Origin of the sequence: Bordetella genomosp. 5 (assembly GCF_002261315.1) — a bacterium.
In the GTDB taxonomy this organism is placed as follows: Bacteria; Pseudomonadota; Gammaproteobacteria; order Burkholderiales; family Burkholderiaceae_B; genus Bordetella.
In genome coordinates this window covers 204,436-223,970 of the sequence record NZ_NEVP01000008.1, presented here as the reverse complement: position 1 = coordinate 223,970, position 19,535 = coordinate 204,436, and the positions used below count along the sequence as shown (strand labels likewise).

The 19,535-nt window shown below is 67.4% G+C and carries 14 protein-coding genes; 9 read left to right on the top strand and 5 right to left on the bottom strand.

Annotation, left to right across the window (positions count from 1 at the left end):
- The coding region (locus tag CAL25_RS24250) for a hypothetical protein (protein WP_170948500.1) at positions 1-191 on the top strand (191 nt) is incomplete at its 5' end.
- A gap of 198 nt (positions 192-389) precedes the next feature.
- On the opposite strand, the gene CAL25_RS14515 is transcribed toward CAL25_RS24250, so the two are convergent.
- Together CAL25_RS14515 and mdeB are read right to left on the bottom strand one after the other, a co-directional pair.
- Entirely contained in the window at positions 390-2,672 is a 2,283-nt protein-coding gene (locus CAL25_RS14515) for an NADP-dependent malic enzyme (RefSeq protein WP_094801165.1), read from the bottom strand.
- A gap of 195 nt (positions 2,673-2,867) precedes the next feature.
- Positions 2,868-5,594: an alpha-ketoglutarate dehydrogenase gene (gene mdeB / locus CAL25_RS14510; RefSeq protein WP_094801163.1), complete on the bottom strand. Its 2,727-nt coding sequence runs from the start codon at positions 5,592-5,594 to the stop codon at positions 2,868-2,870.
- A gap of 262 nt (positions 5,595-5,856) precedes the next feature.
- Here mdeB and CAL25_RS14505 point away from each other — a divergent pair, with 262 nt between their 5' ends.
- The 5 genes from CAL25_RS14505 to zapE all read left to right on the top strand — a co-directional run bounded on the left by CAL25_RS14505 (position 5,857) and on the right by zapE (position 15,283).
- Complete coding sequence (locus CAL25_RS14505) at positions 5,857-8,013, top strand: OPT family oligopeptide transporter (protein ID WP_094801161.1); 2,157 nt, start codon at positions 5,857-5,859, stop codon at positions 8,011-8,013.
- Positions 8,014-8,340: 327 nt separating this feature from the next.
- A complete protein-coding gene (locus tag CAL25_RS14500) occupies positions 8,341-11,211 on the top strand; it encodes a 2-oxoglutarate dehydrogenase E1 component (RefSeq protein WP_094801159.1) in 2,871 nt (956 codons plus the stop codon).
- 40 nt (positions 11,212-11,251) lie between these two features.
- On the top strand, positions 11,252-12,478 hold the full coding sequence (odhB, locus tag CAL25_RS14495; protein WP_094801157.1) for a 2-oxoglutarate dehydrogenase complex dihydrolipoyllysine-residue succinyltransferase: 1,227 nt from the start codon (positions 11,252-11,254) through the stop codon (positions 12,476-12,478).
- 163 nt (positions 12,479-12,641) lie between these two features.
- Entirely contained in the window at positions 12,642-14,069 is a 1,428-nt protein-coding gene (lpdA, locus tag CAL25_RS14490; RefSeq protein WP_094801155.1) for a dihydrolipoyl dehydrogenase, read from the top strand.
- A gap of 122 nt (positions 14,070-14,191) precedes the next feature.
- Positions 14,192-15,283 (top strand): cell division protein ZapE, encoded by a 1,092-nt coding sequence (gene zapE / locus CAL25_RS14485; RefSeq protein ID WP_094801153.1) that lies wholly within the window; start codon positions 14,192-14,194, stop codon positions 15,281-15,283.
- Between the two features lie 94 nt (positions 15,284-15,377).
- Here zapE and CAL25_RS14480 read toward each other — a convergent pair whose 3' ends face one another.
- Positions 15,378-16,598: an MFS transporter gene (locus CAL25_RS14480; RefSeq protein ID WP_094801151.1), complete on the bottom strand. Its 1,221-nt coding sequence runs from the start codon at positions 16,596-16,598 to the stop codon at positions 15,378-15,380.
- Between the two features lie 120 nt (positions 16,599-16,718).
- Between CAL25_RS14480 and CAL25_RS14475 the strand changes: the two genes are divergently transcribed.
- The gene (locus CAL25_RS14475) at positions 16,719-17,165 is read left to right on the top strand and encodes a winged helix-turn-helix transcriptional regulator (RefSeq protein ID WP_094801149.1); all 447 of its coding nucleotides are present in this window, start codon (positions 16,719-16,721) and stop codon (positions 17,163-17,165) included.
- A gap of 88 nt (positions 17,166-17,253) precedes the next feature.
- Here CAL25_RS14475 and CAL25_RS14470 read toward each other — a convergent pair whose 3' ends face one another.
- Positions 17,254-18,207, bottom strand: coding sequence for an AraC family transcriptional regulator (locus CAL25_RS14470; RefSeq protein ID WP_094801147.1), 954 nt, complete (start codon positions 18,205-18,207; stop codon positions 17,254-17,256).
- Positions 18,208-18,400: 193 nt separating this feature from the next.
- Here CAL25_RS14470 and CAL25_RS14465 point away from each other — a divergent pair, with 193 nt between their 5' ends.
- Positions 18,401-18,769 carry an Atu4866 domain-containing protein gene (locus CAL25_RS14465; protein ID WP_249279083.1) on the top strand — a complete coding sequence of 123 codons (369 nt, stop codon included), beginning with the start codon at positions 18,401-18,403 and terminating at the stop codon, positions 18,767-18,769.
- On the top strand, positions 18,769-19,029 hold the full coding sequence (locus CAL25_RS14460) for a hypothetical protein (protein WP_094801146.1): 261 nt from the start codon (positions 18,769-18,771) through the stop codon (positions 19,027-19,029). The genes CAL25_RS14465 and CAL25_RS14460 overlap by 1 nt, the downstream gene beginning before the upstream one ends.
- On the opposite strand, the gene CAL25_RS14455 is transcribed toward CAL25_RS14460, so the two are convergent.
- The gene (locus tag CAL25_RS14455; RefSeq protein WP_094801144.1) at positions 19,013-19,528 is read right to left on the bottom strand and encodes a methylated-DNA--[protein]-cysteine S-methyltransferase; all 516 of its coding nucleotides are present in this window, start codon (positions 19,526-19,528) and stop codon (positions 19,013-19,015) included. The genes CAL25_RS14460 and CAL25_RS14455 overlap by 17 nt on opposite strands.
- Positions 19,529-19,535 lie beyond the last annotated feature (7 nt).

Here is a 19,535-nt window from a genome sequence, read left to right as displayed (position 1 = left end):
AGGACGCCGCAGGCACGTCCTTCGCGGTGAACGGGGCACAGCCGGGCAAGGTGGTGACGCGCTTCGGTCTGGGCTACGAGATGCAGGGTCCGGGCAAGTCGCAGATCCGCATCAGCCAGGACTACGCCGGCAAGTCGGGTCGCGGCGACTACTCGCTCAACCTGAACGTGGCGATCCCGCTGGGCAAGTAGCCGAAGGCACGCAGGCCTCCCTGATGTTGGGGAGGCCTGCCTGTTTCCGGGGGAGGGCGCTTCCTTGCATTCTCGCGGAGGTGCGGCAATCCGGCGTGCCGCTTCCTCGAGATCCGTTCAGACCTCCCCGGTCGGCAGCGAGACCAAGAAAAAAGGGCATCCCTCGCGGGATGCCCTCTTGCCTCGATGCGCGTGCGATCAGCCTTGCGTGGCTTCCTGCTGCGCGTCCACGACGGCCAGGGCCGTCATGTTGACGATGCGGCGCACGGTGGCGCTGGTCGTCAGGATGTGCACCGGACGGGCGGCGCCCAGCAGGATGGGGCCCATGGCCACACCGTTGCTGCCCGTCATTTTGAGCATGTTGTAGGTGATGTTGCCGGTGTCCAGATTCGGCATGACCAGCAGGTTGGCGCGGCCCTTGAGCGAGCTGTCGGGGTAGGCCTGCGTGCGGATCGATTCGGACAGCGCGGCGTCGGCGTGCATCTCACCATCGACTTCGAGGTGAGGCGCGCGGTCGGACACCAGGCGGCGCGCATGCGCCATCTTGCGCGACGACTCGGTCGGGCGGCTGCCGAAGTTGGAGTGCGACAGCAGCGCGATCTTGGGGACCACGCCAAAGCGCATCATTTCTTCGCCAGCCTGGATCGTGATGTCGGCGATCTGTTCGGCGCTGGGGTTTTCGTTGACGTGGGTGTCGGCGACGAACAGCGTCTGGTTCGGCAGCATCAGCACGTTGAGCGCGGCATAGGTCTGGCCGGGCTTCTTGCCGATGACTTCGTCGATGTACTTCAGCTGATTGTCGTACTTGCTGGCCACGCCGCACAGCAGCGCGTCGGCATCGCCACGGCGCAGCAGCATCGCACCGATCAGCGTGTTGTGCTTGCGGATCATCGCCTTGGCGATGGCCGGCGTCACGCCCTCGCGGCCGCGCAGCTCGTAATAGCCCTGCCACGTTTCGTTGAAGCGCGCGTCGTCTTCGGGATCCACGATCTCGATGTTCTGACCGGCGACCAGACGCAGGCCGAACTTCTGCACGCGCATCTCGATCACGGCGGGACGGCCCACCAGGATCGGGAAGGCGAGCTTCTCGTCGACCACGACCTGCACGGCACGCAGCACGCGCTCGTCTTCACCGTCGGCGTAGACGACGCGCTTGGGCGCCTTCTGGGCTTCCTGGAAGAGCGGCAGCATCAGCTGGCCCGAGTGGTACACGAAGCCCATCAGCTTGCGGCGGTAGGCTTCGATGTCTTCGATCGGGCGAGCCGCGACGCCCGACGCGGCGGCGGCCTGGGCCACGGCCGGCGCGATCTGCACGATGAGGCGCGGATCGAACGGCTTCGGAATGATGTAGTCGGGGCCGAACGACAGCTCTTCGCCCGCGTAGGCGCGCGCCACTTCGTCGTTCTGCTCGGCCTGGGCCAGCTCGGCGATCGCCTTCACGCAGGCGAGCTTCATCTCTTCGGTGATGCGGCTGGCGCCGGCATCCAGCGCGCCGCGGAAGATGAACGGGAAGCACAGCACGTTGTTGACCTGGTTCGGGTAGTCCGAACGGCCGGTCGCGATGATGCAGTCGGGGCGGGCGGCCTTGGCGATCTCGGGGCGGATTTCCGGCTCGGGATTGGCCAGGGCCAGGATCAGCGGCTTGACGGCCATGGTCTTGACCATGTCGCCGGTGAGCACGCCCGCGGTCGAGCAACCCAGGAATACGTCGGCGCCGTTGACCACGTCGGCCAGCGTGCGCGCGTCGGTCTTCTGCGCGTAGCGGCGCTTGTTGGGCTCCATGTTTTCGTCGCGGCCTTCCCAGATCACGCCACGGGAGTCCACCACGTACATGTTTTCGCGCTTGATGCCCAGGTCGACCAGCAGATCCAGGCACGCGATGGCGGCGGCGCCGGCGCCGGAGCAAGCCAGCTTCACGTCGCCCATCGCTTTGCCCACGACCTTCAGGCCGTTGAGGATGGCGGCGGCCGAGATGATGGCGGTGCCGTGCTGGTCATCGTGGAAGACGGGGATCTTCATGCGCTCGCGCAGCTTCTTCTCGATGTAGAAGCACTCGGGCGCCTTGATGTCTTCAAGGTTGACGCCGCCCAGCGTGGGCTCGAGCGCCGCGATGATCTCGACCAGCTTGTCGGGGTCGTTTTCGGCCAGCTCGATGTCGAACACATCGATGCCGGCGAATTTCTTGAACAGGCAGCCCTTGCCTTCCATCACGGGCTTGGCGGCCAGCGGGCCGATGTTGCCCAGGCCGAGCACCGCGGTGCCGTTCGTGATCACGCCCACCAGGTTGGAGCGCGAGGTGTACATCGAGGCGGCGTCATTGCCCTGGTCGAAGATCGCCATGCACGCCGCGGCCACGCCGGGCGAGTAGGCCAGCGACAGGTCGTCCTGGTTGGCCAGCGTCTTGGTGGGGGTGACGGAGATTTTGCCCGGGGTGGGATAGGCGTGGTAATCCAACGCCCGCTTGGAGAGGGTTTCGTCCATGAGGTACAGCCTTTTTGGCGCTAACTGGAAAGCGTGAGGAACGGCGAAATCGGGAATATCGCTGCGCGTTGTCGGCCGCGGCGGGCGTGGGACACACGCCCGCAAAACCGCATGCGGCCTGGAACAGCCCAGTATTTCAACACAGAACGCGGCGCTGCGTTCTTGTTGCAGCGCAGCGAAAGTGCCGCCTCCGCCTCAGCGCAGCCAGGGCGGCGCGTCGCGCCCGGCGGCGTCGAGCGCAGCGCGTTGCCGCGCGATGGCCTCCTGCAGCCGCGCGGCCTCGGCATCGGTGGCCCGCGCACACGCCAGATCGAGCGCGTGCAGCACCATCCACGCCGCGCTCACCTCGAAGAAGTCGCGCAGGCGGGCCCGCGTGTCGCTACGGCCGAAACCGTCGGTGCCCAGGCTGCGCATGGGCGCGCTCACATGGGCGCGGATCTGATCGGGCACCGCGCAGACGTAATCGCTAGCCGCCAGCACCGGCGGGCCGTCCTGGCCCAGGCAGTGCGCGAGCCACGATGGCTCATGATTCAGACCGAGGACGCGGGCGCGCTCGACGCGGCGGGCATCGCGCGCGAGCTCGCTGTAGCTCGTGACGCTCCAGACCTCGCAAGGCACCGCGTGTTCGCTCTGCAAGGTCTCGGCCGCCCGCAGGGCCTCCGCCAACGCCGGGCCCGCCGCGAGCAGCCGCACGCGGGGGGCATCGCAGGTACGTACGCGATGCATGCCGCGCAGCACGCCCGTGCGGCAGTCCGGCGCCACGCTGGCATCGGGCAGGTCGGGCTGGGGCAGATTCTCGTTGGTGACCGTCAGGTAATAGAACTCGTCGTGGTCCTCGGTCAGCATGCGGCGCATGCCTTCCTCGACGATCAGCGCGGCCTCGTAGGCCTGCGCCGGATCGTAGGCGCGGCAGTTGGGCACGGTGGCGGCGATCAGATGGCTGGAGCCGTCCTGGTGCTGCAGACCTTCGCCGCCGAGCGTCGTGCGGCCCGAGGTCGCGCCGATCAGAAAGCCGCGGGTGCGCTGATCCGCGGCCGCCCAGATCAGGTCGCCGATGCGCTGGAAGCCGAACATCGAGTAATAGATATAGAACGGCAGCATCGGCAGGCCGTGCACCGAGTAGCTGGTGCCGGCCGCCGTCCACGACGAGATCGCGCCGGCCTCGGTGATCCCTTCTTCGAGGATCTGGCCGTCGCGCGCCTCGCGATACGACAGGACCGAGCCGATGTCCTCGGGCTCGTAGAGTTGCCCCTGCGCCGAATAGATGCCGATCTGGCGGAACAGATTGGCCATGCCGAAGGTGCGCGCCTCGTCCGCCACGATCGGCACGATGCGGGGGCCCAGCGCCGGGTCTTTCAGCAGCTGCGTCAGCATGCGCACCAGCGCCATCGTGCTCGACATCTCCTTGCCGTCGGGCGCGAGCGCGAAGCCGGCCCACTGAGTGACCGGCGGCGCCGCCAGCGGCTGGGCCTGCGCCCGGCGGCGCGGCAGGTGGCCACCGAGCGCGGCGCGCCGCGCCTGCAGGTGGCGCATCTCGGCACTGTCCGACGAGGGCCGATAGAAACGCAGCGCGAGGCAGTCGGCGTCGGAGAGCGGCAGCGCGAAGCGATCGCGAAACGCCAGCAGCGCGTCGTCGTCGAGTTTTTTCTGCTGATGGGTGGTCATCTTGCCCTGGCCCGCGGCGCCCATGCCGAAGCCTTTTTTCGTCTGCGCCAGGATCACCGTGGGCTGGCCGCGATGCGCCACCGCGCGGGCATACGCCGCGTGGATCTTCGTCATGTCGTGGCCGCCACGGCGCAGGCGGTCGATCGCCTCGTCGGGCCAGTCGGCCACCAGCGCCGCGAGCGCGGGGTCCTGGCCGAAGAAGTGCTCGCGGTTGTAGGCGCCGTCGTTGGCCGCGAAGGTCTGGAACTGGCCATCGACCGTGTGCGCGAAGGCGTGTGCCAGCGCGCCGCTCGCATCGCGGCGCAAGAGGGCGTCCCAGTCGCTGCCCCACACGACCTTGATGACGTTCCAGCCCGCGCCGGCATACAGCGTTTCGAGTTCGTCGATGATGCGGCCGTTGCCGCGTACCGGGCCATCGAGGCGCTGCAGGTTGCAGTTCACGACGAACACGAGATTGTCGAGCCGCTCGCGCGCGGCCAGCGTGAGCGCGGCAATGGATTCGGGCTCGTCCATTTCGCCATCGCCGAAGATGCCCCAGACCTTGCGCTGTGACTCGGGCGCGAGGCCGCGATGCTCGAGATAGCGCATGAAGCGCGCCTGATAGATCGCATTGATTGGACCGATGCCCATCGAGCCCGTGGGGAACTGCCAGAAATCCGGCATCAGCCAGGGGTGCGGATACGAGGACAGGCCGCGGCGTCCGGCGGCGCGTGCGGTGATCTCCTGGCGGAACAGCGCGAGATCCTCGTCGTCGAGCAGGCCTTCGAGATAGGCGCGGGCATAGATGCCGGGCGCCGAGTGGGGCTGCATATAGACGAGGTCCGCGCCGCCCGGCGCGTCGGGTCCGCGGAAAAAGTGGTTGAAGCCGACTTCGAACAGATCGGCCGCCGACGCGTAACTCGCGATGTGTCCGCCCAGCTCGCCGTGCGCCTGGTTGGCACGCACGACCATCGCCAGCGCGTTCCAGCGATTGATGGATGCAATCCGTTCTTCGAGACCGAGATCGCCCGGGAAAGGCGGCTCGTCGGCTACCGCGATCGTATTGAGATAGGCGGTGCTGACCTGACCGCCGGCCCGCACCCCCAGACTGGCCGCATGGTCGAGCAGGCGCGCCAGCACATAGGCCGCGCGCGGCGCGCCTTCGGTTTGCGCGAGCGCGTCGAGGGCATCGCGCCACTCGGCGGTCTCTTCGGGGTCGGTATCGTCGCGCAGGAAGGGCGCTTGCTGATGGCCGGGGGCGGGCAGGGGCGGTGTCATGCGTTGTCTCCGATGCTTTTTGTCTTGGTCTGCGTGTCGCCCATGCTAGCGCCACCTGAGACGCACAAGTGACCGAAGCCGATAGGCCGTAGGCCATGCTGGCGGCATGAACGCGTTGTCTGGTGGATTTATGCAGCACGATCTGCCGGACATCGGCGAAATCGGGCGTTGGTCCGAGGCGGCGGCGCGGGGCGCGCTGTCAGGAAATGTCCAGGTGGTGGACGCTACACTCGCGCCACTTTTAGAATTTTCGGAGTTGACGATGAGCGCAGGCCTGCGGGTGCCCGATGCCATGACACTGCCCGAGCTGACGCTGCGCGGCGTCATCCTCGGTGCCCTGATCACGATCGTGTTCACGGCTTCGAACGTGTTTCTCGGCTTGAAAGTCGGCCTGACGTTCTCGTCGGCCATTCCGGCGGCGGTGATCTCCATGTCGGTGTTGCGCATGTTCAAAGGCGCGAACATCCTCGAGAACAACATGGTGCAGACCCAGGCCTCCGCGGCCGGCACGTTGTCGTCCATCATTTTCATCCTGCCCGCGCTGGTGATGCTGGGTCATTGGAGCGCGTTCCCGTTCTGGCAGACGCTGGCGATCTGCGCGGCCGGCGGCATGCTCGGCGTGATGTTCACCATCCCGCTGCGCCACGTGATGGTGGTGCAGAGCAACCTGCCTTACCCGGAAGGCGTGGCGGCCGCGGAGATCCTGCGTGTGGGCAGCGCCGCCCGAGCCCAGGAACGGGAGGGGGAGGGCGCGGTGCATACCGGCGCCGTGCAGACGGGCGCGGTGCATGCCGGCGCCGTGCAGACGGGCGCCGTGCACACCGGCACCGTACACCCTGACACAGCCCGAACGGCCCCCGTCGCCCCACGACCGGGCGGCACGGGCATGGCCGACATCCTGTTTGGTGGCGGCATCGCGGCCGTGGTCAGCTTCGCGACCGGTGGCCTGCGCCTGCTCGCCGATGGCGCCAGCAGCTTTCTCGCAATCGGCGCAGCGGTGCTGCGTCTGCCGATGGGCTTCTCGCTGGCTCTGCTGGGCGCGGGCTACCTGATCGGCATCGTCGCCGGCCTGGCCATGCTGACCGGGCTGGTGATCGCCTGGGGCATCGCGGTGCCGGTCCTGACGGCGCTGGGCGAGCGTGCCGCGGACGTGTCGCTAGCCGACTACGCGACCGGTCTCTGGAGCACGCAGGTCCGCTTCATCGGCGCGGGCGTCATCGGGGTGGGCGCCATCTGGACCCTGGCCACGCTGTTCGTGCCCATGGTGCGCGGCGTGCGCGCGTCGATGTCGATGGTGGGCAAGGGCGGGCGCCCGCGTGGCGATGCCCCGCGCACCGAGCGCGACCTGCCCGCGTCGTGGGTCATCGGCATTTCGCTCGTGCTGCTGGCCATATTGGTATTCACGTTCCTCGCGTTCATGAGCGGCGCGCCGCTCTCGCCCGGCCGCATCGGGGTGCTGGTGGCCTACGCCGTGCTGTTCGCGTTCGTGTTCGGGTTCCTGGTCGCGGCGGCCTGCGGCTATATGGCGGGGCTGGTGGGCTCCTCGACCAGCCCGATCTCCGGCGTGGGGATCGTGGCCATCGTGCTGGTCTCGCTCTTGATGGTGATGCTCAACGACGGCGAGGGCCTGCTCGGCACGGAACAGGGCGTGCGCCTGGGCATCGCGCTGGCGATCTTCACCACGTCGGCGGTCGTGGCGGTGGCCTCGATCTCGAACGACAACCTGCAGGACCTCAAGACCGGCTGGCTCGTGGGCGCCACGCCCTGGCGTCAGCAGGTGGCGTTGCTGATCGGTTGCGTGGTGGGGGGCGCCGTCATTTCGCCGGTGCTGGACCTGCTCTACAACGCCTACGGCTTCGCCGATGCCTTGCCGCGCCCCGGCATGGACCCCGATCAGGCGCTCGCCGCGCCGCAGGCTACGCTGATGCTCGCCATCGCGCAGGGCATCTTCACGCACCATCTGAACTGGACCATGATTCTGATCGGCATGGCGATCGGCGCGGCGTTGATCGTCGTGGACCAGGTGTTGAAGTCGACCTGCGCCGTTGCACGGCTGCCGGTGCTGGCGGTCGGCATCGGCATCTATCTTCCGCCCACCGCCAGCGCGCCCATCGTGGTGGGTGCGCTTCTGGCGTGGGTGCTGTCGCGGCGCCTGCGCCGGCGCGCCGCGGCCGCCGGCGAATCCTACGAAGCCCATGCCGACGCGCCGAACCGGCGCGGCGTGCTGATCGCGTCGGGCCTGATCGTGGGCGAGAGCCTCGTCGGGGTGCTGCTCGCCGGCGTGATCGGGTTCAGCGGCCAGGACGCGCCGCTGGCGCTCGTCGGCGCGGACTTCGAAGGCCCCGCGCGCTGGCTCGGATTGGCCGTTTTTGCCCTTGTGGCGGTGTGGATTGGACGCAGGGTCTTGGCGCGACCCTGATTTGCGTCGTATTCTGGACACACTTGCCGGAGGTCGGGCCACCCGACCCCGGCGCGACCGATTGCCGATAATGGCGACGTGTAGACACCGTTATGCGCGGCGAAGCGCGAGGCATTCTTGCCAGGAATGCATCCATGTTTGATCTTCGGCGCATGTCACGCGATTGCAGCAAGACGCCCCCAAACTTCAGGGGGTATACTGCCGACACGGCTTTCGAGGCTTGTACGTGCCTTCTGCCCCTGCTATCCGCCAAACGGGAAGCCCGTGTCGCGGAAGGTTTTCCTGCATCGTATGCGAGTGAAGCACTCGTCAAGGTGAAGCGACATTATGTCTACGGAATCAGAATCCCTATCTACCTCCTATCTGTTCGGCGGTAATGCGCCGTACGTAGAAGAACTCTACGAACAGTATCTCGACAATCCCGGCTCGGTCGCGGACAACTGGCGCGAATATTTCGACCAGCTGCAGCATGCACCCGCCACGGATGGCCAAGAAGCCACGCGTGACCAGGCTCATGCGCCCGTCGTCGAATCGTTTGCGCAACGTGCCCGCGCCAATGCTTTCCTGCAACGCGCTGCCGAGCCCGATCTGTCGGTCGCCAGCAAGCAGGTGTCGGTCCAATCGCTGATCGCCGCCTACCGTTCGCTGGGTTCGCGCTGGGCCGATCTCGATCCCCTCAAGCGCCAGGAGCGTCCGCCGATCCCCGAGCTCGATCCGTCCTTCTACGGACTGACCGAAGCCGATCTGGACCAGACCTACTCGGCCACGAATACCTACTTCACGACCGCCAGCACCATGACGCTGCGCGACATCCTGAAGGCCCTGCGCGACACGTATTGCCGTTCGATCGGCGCCGAGTTCTCGCACATCTCCGACCCGGCTGCCAAGCGCTGGATCCAGCAACGCCTGGAAAGCACGCTGTCGGCACCGACCTGGTCGCCCGAAGAAAAGCGCCACATCCTGCAGCAGCTCACCGAGTCCGAAGGTCTCGAGCGCTTCCTGCACACCAAGTATGTCGGCCAGAAGCGCTTCTCGCTCGAGGGCGGTGAAAGCTTCATCGCCTCGATGGACGAAGTGGTGAACCACGCCGGCGAATCCGGCGTCCAGGAAATCGTCGTGGGCATGGCTCACCGCGGCCGCCTGAACCTGCTCGTGAACATCATGGGCAAGATGCCCGGTGACCTGTTCGCCGAGTTCGAAGGCAAGCACGCCGAAGGCCTGACCGACGGTGACGTGAAGTACCACAACGGCTTCTCGAGCGACGTCTCGACCCGCGGCGGTCCGGTGCACCTGTCGCTGGCGTTCAACCCCTCCCACCTCGAAATCGTCAACCCGGTGGTCGAGGGCAGCGTCCGCGCCCGCCAGGAGCGCCGCGGCGACGCCGAAGGCAAGCAAGTGCTGCCCGTGCTGGTGCACGGTGACGCGGCTTTCGCTGGCCAGGGTGTCGTGATGGAAACGCTCAACCTGGCCCAGACGCGCGGCTACGGTACGGGCGGCACGCTGCACATCGTCATCAACAACCAGATCGGCTTCACGACGTCGGATCCGCGCGACTCGCGCTCCACGCTGTATTGCACCGACGTGGTCAAGATGATCGAAGCGCCGGTGTTCCACGTCAACGGCGACGATCCCGAAGCCGTCGTGTTCGCGACCCGCCTCGCGCTCGACTACCGCATGGAATTCCGCCACGACGTCGTCCTCGACATCGTGTGCTTCCGCAAGCTCGGCCACAACGAGCAAGACACCCCGTCGCTCACGCAGCCCCTGATGTACAAGCGCATCGGCCATCACGGCGGTACGCGCAAGCTGTACGCCGAGAAGCTGCAGACGCAGGGCGTCCTGGCCGAAGGCGATGCCGATCAGATGGTCAAGGATTACCGCCAGCTGATGGAAGACGGCCAGCGCACGATCGAGCCCGTGCTGACCGACTACAAGAGCAAGTACGCGATCGACTGGTCCCCGTTCATGGGCGCCAAGTGGACCGACCAGGCCGACACCGCGGTGCCGCTGGCCGAGCTCAAGCGCATCGGCGAACGCATCACGTCCGTGCCGGATGGCTTCACGGTGCACCCGCTGGTGGCCAAGCTGCTGAACGACCGTCGCAACATGGCCAAGGGCGAGCAAAACCTCGACTGGGGCATGGGCGAGCATCTGGCTTTCGCCACGCTGGTCGCTTCGGGTTACGCGATCCGCATCACCGGTCAGGATTCGGGCCGTGGCACGTTCACGCACCGCCACGCCGTGCTGCACGACCAGAACCGCGAGCGCTGGAACGACGGTACCTACATTCCGCTGCAGAACGTCTCCGAAGGCCAGGCGCCTTTCACGGTGATCGACTCGGTGCTGTCCGAAGAAGCCGTGCTCGCGTTCGAATACGGTTACTCGTCGGCCGAGCCCAACACGCTCACGATCTGGGAAGCCCAGTTCGGTGACTTCGTCAACGGTGCGCAGGTCGTGATCGACCAGTTCATCAGCTCGGGCGAAGCCAAGTGGGGCCGCCAGTCGGGTCTCACGCTGATGCTGCCGCACGGCTACGAAGGCCAGGGTCCGGAGCACTCGTCGGGCCGTATCGAGCGCTTCCTGCAACTGTGCGCCGACAACAACATCCAGGTCGTTCAGCCGACCTCGGCTTCGCAGATCTTCCATCTGCTGCGCCGTCAGATGATCCGCCAGTTCCGCAAGCCGCTCGTGATCTTCACGCCCAAGTCGCTGCTGCGTAACAAAGACGCGGGTTCGCCCCTCACCGACCTGGCCGGCGGCAGCTTCCGCCCGGTCATCGGCGAAGTCGACGATTCGATCAAGGCCGCTTCGGTCAAGCGCGTGCTGGCATGCTCGGGCAAGGTCTACTACGACCTGGTCAACGCACGCCGCGAACGCGAAGCCGACAACGTCGCGATCGTCCGCGTCGAGCAGCTGTACCCGTTCGCCCACAAGGCGTTCGAGACCGAACTGCGCAAGTACCCGAAGGCGACCGAAGTGATCTGGGTTCAGGACGAACCGCAGAACCAGGGCGCATGGTTCTACGTTCAGCACCACCTGTACGAAAACATGGCCGAAGGCCAGAAGCTGGCGTATGCCGGTCGCCCCGCATCGGCCTCGCCGGCCGTGGGCTACCTGGCCAAGCACCAGGAGCAGCAGAAGGCGCTCATCGAGCAGGCCTTCGCCGCGAAGTACAAGGGCTTCATGCTGACCAAGTAATCCAGCGACTCAGAACACCAACTTTACGGAATTCATTACCATGGCTATTACCGACGTTGTCGTCCCTCAACTGTCCGAATCCGTTTCGGAAGCCACTCTGCTGACCTGGAAGAAGCAGCCTGGCGCCGCGGTCGAGGCCGACGAAATCCTGATCGAAGTCGAAACCGACAAGGTGGTTCTCGAAGTGCCCGCGCCGGCTTCCGGCGTGCTGGCGGAAATCGTTGCCGGTGACGGCAGCACCGTCACCTCGGGTCAGCTGATCGCCAAGATCGACACGGCTGGCAAGGCCGCCGCCGCTGCTCCGGCCGCTGCCGAAGCCCCGGCCGCCGCGCCCGCTGCCGCTCCGGCCGCTCCCGCTGCCGCCCCGGCCAGCAACGCCGCCGCCGGCGTCGCTTCGCCTGCTGCTTCGAAGATCCTCGCCGAAAAGGGCGTGGACGCCGCCAGCGTGTCCGGTTCGGGCCGTGATGGCCGCGTGACCAAGGGCGACGCCCTGGCCGCCCAGGCTGGCGCCGCGCCCGCCAAGGCCGCTGCCGCTCCGGCCGCGCCCGCCACGTTCTCGCTCGACGGCCGTCCGGAACAACGCGTTCCGATGAGCCGCCTGCGTGCCCGCGTGGCCGAGCGTCTGCTGCAGTCGCAACAAGAAAACGCGATCCTGACGACCTTCAACGAGGTCAACATGCAGGCCGTGATCGATCTGCGCAACAAGTACAAAGAGAAGTTCGAGAAGGAACACGGCGTGAAGCTCGGCTTCATGTCGTTCTTCGTCAAGGCTGCCGTTGCCGCCCTGAAGAAGTACCCCCTCCTGAACGCCTCGGTCGACGGCAAGGACATCATCTACCACGGCTACTTCGACATCGGCATCGCCGTGGGCAGCCCGCGTGGCCTGGTGGTGCCGATCCTGCGCAACGCCGACCAGATGTCGATCGCCGACATCGAAAAGACCATCGCCGACTTCGGCCGCCGCGCTGCCGATGGCAAGCTGGGCATCGAAGAAATGACCGGTGGTACCTTCTCGATCTCCAACGGTGGTGTGTTCGGTTCGATGCTCTCGACCCCGATCATCAACCCGCCGCAATCGGCCATCCTGGGCGTGCACGCCACCAAGGAACGCGCCGTCGTCGAGAACGGCCAGATCGTGATCCGTCCGATCAACTACCTGGCCATGTCCTACGACCACCGCATCATCGACGGCCGCGAAGCCGTCCTGGGCCTGGTTGCCATGAAGGAAGCGCTCGAAGATCCGCAGCGCCTGCTGCTGGAGCTGTAATCCGACAGCAACGGGCGAAATGGCGCTGACCGTTTCGCCCGTTTTTTCGCAGGCTGCTGATCCTCGGCCGCCCGCTCTGGCGTAAAGGGGCGCTGCGATGCGCCCGCGCCGCACGAGTCCCGCACAGGGCTCCTGCCTGAACCTCACTCATCGCGAGAACACTATGTCCAAACAATTCGACGTCGTCGTCATCGGTGCCGGCCCCGGCGGTTACATCGCAGCCATCCGCGCTGCCCAGCTCGGCAAGACCGTGGCTTGCATCGACGCCTGGCAGAACGGCGAAGGCGCCCCGGCGCCTGGCGGCACCTGCACCAACGTCGGCTGCATCCCGTCCAAGGCACTGCTGCAGTCCTCGGAAAACTACGAAGAGGTCAACACCCACTTCGCCGAGCACGGCATTGAAGTCAAGGGCGTGACGCTCAAGCTCGACACGCTGATCGGCCGCAAGAACAAGGTCGTCAAGCAGAACAACGACGGCATCCTGTACCTGTTCAAGAAGAACAAGGTCACCTTCTTCCACGGCAAGGGTGCTTTCACCGGCCAGGTCGAAGGCGGCTGGGCCATCAAGGTCTCCGGCACCACCGAAGAAGAGCTCGTTGCCAAGCACGTGATCGTCGCGACCGGTTCGTCGGCCCGTGAACTGCCGGGCGTGCCGTTCGACGAAAAGACCGTGCTGTCCAACGACGGCGCGCTGAATCTGTCGGCCGTGCCGAAGAAGCTGGGCGTGATCGGCGCCGGCGTGATCGGCCTCGAAATGGGCAGCGTGTGGCGCCGCCTGGGTGCCGAAGTGACCGTGCTGGAAGCGATGCCCGAGTTCCTCGCGGCCGCCGACCAGCAGGTCGCCAAGGAAGCCCTGAAGTCGTTCACCAAGCAGGGCCTGGACATCCAGACCGGCGTGAAGATCGGCGAAATCAAGGCCACCGCCAAGGGCGTGACCGTGCCTTACACCGACGCCAAGGGTGGCGAGCAGAAGCTGGTGGTCGACAAGCTGATCGTCTCGATCGGCCGCGTGCCGTACACCGGCGGCCTGAATGCCGACGCCGTGGGCCTGAAGCTCGACGAGCGTGGCTTCATCGCCGTCGACGGCGACTGCAAGACCAACCTGCCGAACGTGTGGGCCGTGGGCGACGTGGTGCGTGGCCCGATGCTGGCGCACAAGGCCGAAGAAGAAGGCGTTGCCGTGGCCGAGCGTATCGCCGGCCAGCACGGTCACGTCAACTTCGCGACCGTGCCGTGGGTCATCTACACCTCGCCCGAGATCGCCTGGGTGGGTCAGACCGAGCAGCAGCTCAAGGCCGAAGGCCGCGAGTACAAGGCCGGTTCGTTCCCGTTCATGGCCAACGGCCGTGCGCGCGCCATCGGTGACACCACCGGCTTCGCCAAGGTGATCGCCGACGCCAAGACCGACGAGGTCCTGGGCGTGCACATCATCGGCCCGATGGCTTCCGAGCTCATCGCCGAAGCCGTGACCATCATGGAATTCCGTGGCGCCGCCGAAGACATCGCCCGCATCTGCCACGCGCACCCGACCCTGTCGGAAGCCGTGAAGGAAGCCGCGCTGGCCGTCGACAAGCGCACGCTGAACTTCTGATGCGTGTCCGGAACGCGGGCGGCCCCGGCCGCCGCGTCCCGGCGTCGCGGGCCCGCGCCCGCGGCGACATCTGGGCGGATCGCGCGATCCGCCTTTTTTGCTTTTAGGACTCCTGCAGCGACATGAACGTCCGCGAATACTACGAACATGCCCTGGCCGAGCGCGGCTACAAGCCCGACGCGGCGCAGGAGCGCGCCATCGAGCGCCTGCAACGCTATTACGACGACTGGCTGCGCTTCAAGGCGATGCGCTCCAATGCGCTGAAGAAGCTGCTCAATCGTCCCGACGTGCCGCGTGGCGTGTATCTCTGGGGCGGCGTGGGCCGTGGCAAGAGCTTCCTGATGGATGCGTTCTACGCGACCGTGCCGGTCGTGCGCAAGACGCGTCTGCACTTCCACGAGTTCATGCGCGGCGTGCACCGCGAACTCGAAAACGTGAAGGGCATGCAGGACCCGCTCGACGAGGTCGCCAAGCGTGTCGCCAAGCGCTACCGCCTGATCTGTTTCGACGAGTTCCATGTGTCGGACGTGGCCGATGCCATGATCCTGTACCGGCTGCTGCTCAAGCTGTTCGAGTACGGCACGTCATTCATCATGACCTCGAACTACGAGCCCTCGACCCTGTATCCCGACGGCTTGCACCGTGACCGCATCCTGCCCGCCATCGAGCTCATCAAGAGCCGCATGGATATCATGAACGTGGACACCGGCGTGGATTACCGCCTGCGCACGCTCGAGCAGGTGCACGCGTATCACTCGCCGCTCGACGAGCGCGCACAGACGGCGTTGCAGGAAGCGTTCGACGGCCTGGCCGACACGCCGCCGCAGGAGCCGGTGCTGCACATCGAGCATCGCGAGATTCGCGCGGTGGCCCTGTCGGGCTCGGTGGTCTGGTTCGACTTCGCCACGCTGTGCGGCGGTCCGCGCTCGCAGAATGATTATCTGGAGCTCGCCAACCGATTCCATTCGGTGATCCTGTCGGGCGTGCCCCGCATGGGACCGCGACAGGCGTCCGAAGCGCGCCGCTTCACGTGGCTGATCGACGTGTTCTACGACCACAAGGTCAAGCTCATCATGTCGGCCGAGTGCCCGTGCGAAGAGATCTACACCGAGGGGGCGCTCGCCAACGAGTTCCATCGCACGGTGTCGCGCATTCTGGAAATGCAGTCGCGCGAGTACCTCGAGGCCGAGCGGCGCCAGACAGCCAACCTCTGACGCGCCGCGATCGCGCCCGTTCCGGGCCGCGTTCCCGGGTGGGTCCGACAGACGCAGGCCGCGCGACGCGCGGCCTGCGCGTTTGCGCCGCGGCTCAGCGCGGGCGCTGCGCGTGGCGCGAAGAAGCGAGGGTGGCGGCCCAGAACAGCAGCGCCGCCAGGCTGACCGCGGCGCCGAGCAAGCACACGGCGGTCCACCCGCCGAACGCGTAGCTCTGCGTCGCACCCAACGCGCCCAGGCCGCTGCCCACGGCATAGAACAGCATGTACACGCCGATGAGCCGGCCGGGCGCGTCGGGCCGGGTGCGCAGGATCATCGACTGATTGGTGACGTGCAGGGCCTGGCCGCCGAGATCGAGCAGCACGATGCCCACGATGAGCGCGCCCAGCGAGTGGGGCAACCGGGCGAGCGGCCACCAGGCGATCAGCAGCAGCACGAGTGCGGCGAGGGTGGTGCGCCGCTCCCAGCCGCGATCCGCCCAGTGGCCCGCGCGCGCTGCCGCCAGCGCACCGAGCGCGCCGACCAGGCCGAAGGCGCCGATGGCGGTATGGCTATACGCGTACGGGGGCGCCGAGAGCGGCAGCACCAGCGCGCTCCAGAAGATATTGAACGCGGCGAACATCAGCAGGGCCAGCGTGCCGCGCACCCGCAGCACGCGTTCGTCGCGCAGCAGCAGCCACATGGACCCGAGCAGCGCCAGGTAGGGCAGGGGCGCCCGCGCGGGCGGCAGGGCCGGCAGGCGCCGCCACAAGGGCAGCAGCAGCGCCAGCATGAGCAAGGCCGCGCCGGCATACACGCCGCGCCAGCCCGCGAGATCGCTGACCGCGCCCGCGAAGACGCGCGCCAGCAGCAGGCCGACGAACACGCCGCCCTGCGCCGCGCCCACCACGCGCCCCTGTCCCGCGCCCGCCGCCGCGCTCGCGGCGTAGGCGATGAGCCCTTGGGTCATGGCCGTACCGAGCAGCCCCACCGCCAGCATGCCCACGAGCAGCGCGGACGCGGACGGGGCGCACGCGACGAGGACCAGGGCGCCCGCGAGCGCGGCCAGTTGCAGCGTCAGCAGGCGGCGGCGTTCCAGGCGGTCCCCCAGCGGCACCAGCAGCACCAGGGCCAGCGCACAGCCCAGCTGCGTGGCGCTGACGACGCCGCCGACCGCCGCGGTGCCGATCCCGAAGTCGCGCGACAGCGTGTCCAGCAGCGGCTGTGCGTAATAGACGTTGGCGACGCTCGCGCCACTGGCGACCGCCAGCAGCAGCACCTGCCCGGACGAGAGCGGGGGCGGGGGCGGGGCGGCAGGGCTGTGTTCCTGGCTCATGGCAACCTGGTTTCAAATAAAAACCAGTTGGATGGTAGGCCTGGCGGTTTTAAAATGCAACTACATTGGCGGCGACGCGGGGCGTCGTTGCACTATCGAATGGCGTGAGCGGAGGGTGTGATGGCAGCAACGAAAGAAGCCGAGGGTTCGACCTGCCCGGTGGCGCGTTCCGCCGCGCTGCTGGGCGACCGCTGGGCCTTGCTGGTGGTGCGCGACGCCTTCGATGGCATGCGGCGCTTCGGCGATTTTCAACGCAGCCTGGGTGCGGCCCGCAACATCCTGGCCGACCGCCTGCGTCGTCTCGTGGATGCGGAGATCCTGGCGCTGCAGCCTGCCTCCGATGGATCGGCCTATCAGGAGTATGTGCTGACGCCCCGGGGCGAGTCGCTTTTTCCGGTGGTCGTGGCCTTGCGCCAGTGGGGCGAACATCATCTGTTCGCGCGCGGGGAGGCGCGTTCGGTCCTGCTCGACACCGACACGGGCAAGGCCGTGCCCTACATGGCGCCGCGCGATGCCGCCGGCGAGCCGATCGCGCCGGCGCGCACCCGCGTGCGCAAGCCGCGTTGATCACGGCCCGCCCGACCGGCCGCCGCCAGACCCGCACCGGCCCGCCCGACCGGCCGCCGCCGGGTTCGCCCCGGGCCGCGCGGCGGGATCAGCGCAGCGTCGCCACGTAGCGCTCGGTCAGGACGGGTTGCAGCCGCTCGGTGGCGAACAGCCCCTTCATGAGCTCCGCTTCTTCGCCCGGCGTGCGGCCGAAGAAGCGCTTGAACTCGCGGTTGAACTGCGAGGGGCTTTCGTAGCCCACGCGCGTACACGCGGCCGCCGCGGTCAGGCTTTCGCGGATCATCAGCAGCCGCGCCTGATGCAGGCGCGTCGACTTCACGTACTGGATCGGCGAAGTCTGGGTGACGGCGCGAAAGTGCAGGTGGAAGGCCGCCACGCTCATGCCGGCCTCATCGGCCAGACCCGACACATCGAGCGAGCGGGCGTAATCGGTATGGATACGGCGCAAGGCCTTGGCGATCTTGCCGAAGTGGCCATGCTGCGCCAGCGCGGCGCGCACGGCGCCGCCTTGCTCGCCCATCAGCACGCGGTAGCTGATCTCGCGCACGATGGCGGGGCCCAGCACCTCGGCCTCGAGCGGATGGGACAGCGCGCGCAGCAGCCGGAGCGTGGCGTGAGCCAGGGTGTCGTCGAGCGGGGTGGAAATGATGCCGCAAGGCGGCGCCGGCGCGTGATGACCGGACTGGTCGATCGCGAGCACCAGATCGGCCACCGCGGTCATGTCGAGCTGGATCGACATGGCGAGCAGCGGCTGGTCCGGCGTGGCCTGGGTCTCGGTGGAGAAGGGCAGCGGCACGGACAGCACGAGGTAGTGCTGCGCGTCGTAGATGTAGACCGAGTCGCCCAGAAAACCGCGTTTCTGCCCCTGGAACACGATGACGATGCTGGGCTCGTAAAGTACCTGGGTACGCGGCAGCGAGCGCTGCGACCGCATCAGCTTGACCCCGGGCAGGGCGGTCAGGGTATAGCCTTCGGTGGGCGCCAGTTGCAGGACCAGATCGACGGTCTGGCGGGTGAGGGCGGGATCGACATGCGCGGTCATGATTTACGTGCGGCGGCAAGGAAAGTAGCAATAGACCATAAATATGCCCCCGTATGGTGCTTGCTATCAAAATCCTGGAGGAATAGGCAATAACGCAGGAGTCCTGGATATTTCCCCAGTTTCGGGTGATCCCTAACATGTCGATCAACGTCGGAAACCTCCCGGCGGATGTCGTACCTGAAGGAGTCCAGCCATGAATATCAAGAATCCCGCGCTTTTCTCCCGAGGTCCTCGAGGGCCTTCGAACCGCCACGGCGGCGCCCAGGCGATGTTTGGCGCCCAGGCCATGGCCGCGCGCGGTGTCGACCGCGATGCGCCGGTGCACCCCGACCAGTTTCTCGGCACCTGGGTCACGGCCGACGGCAGCGTGCGTCACGAGCTGCGGTCCAACGGCCGCTATCACGAGGCGCGCCGGGACCAGCCCCGCCGCGCCGCCGGGCGTTTCTGGATCGAGGGCAACTACATCGAGTACCGCGACGACAGCGGCCACGCCGCCGATGGCGTGTTCCGCGACGGCGCCCTGCATCACGCGGGCTTCGTCTACTACCGGGTGGGGGCGTGATGGACGGCGCCGATGTGATTGCCGATTTCTTTCGCCCGGACCCGGTGCGGCGCGTGGCGGGCGCAGGGGCCGGCCGCCATGAAGCCACCCCCGCAAGCCCCGTCGCCGCGCGCGACACCGCGGACATCGAAATCGCGGCGGCGGATGCTGCGGCGGGCGACCCCGCGGCGGGCGAACCCGGGGCGGCCCATGCCGCGGCGGCCGATGTCGGGGCGGCCCATGCCGCGGCGGGCGAAGGCGCCGTTACGCCGGGCGTGTGATCCGGCCGGCGTCGATCGCCACGCCCTCATGACGCAATAACCAGGTCTTGGCCGGCAGCCCGCCTGCAAACCCCGTCAAGGCGCCGCCGCTGCCGACCACGCGGTGGCAGGGGGCGATGATCGACAGCGGGTTGCGTCCGTTGGCCGCGCCCACGGCGCGCACCGCCGCCGGTGCATCGAGCTGGCGCGCGATCTCGGCATAGCTGCGCGTCTGACCATACGGAATGGCCAGCAGTGCCTGCCAGACCCGCTGTTGAAAGGCCGTGCCCGCGAAGTCCAGCGGCAGGTCGAAGCGCCGCAGCTCGCCCGCGAAGTAGGCCTGCAACTGCGTGCGCGCCTGCTGCAGCACCGGATGCGCCGGGTTGGCCAGCGGCGCGTCGAGCGGCACCCGGCCCGGACGTTCGTCCGGCCACAGGACGGCCGCGAGAAGGTCGCCGCGCGCAATCAGCCTGAGCGTGCCCACGGGCGTATCGAGCGACAGGTATTCGAGCCGTGGCATCAGCGCC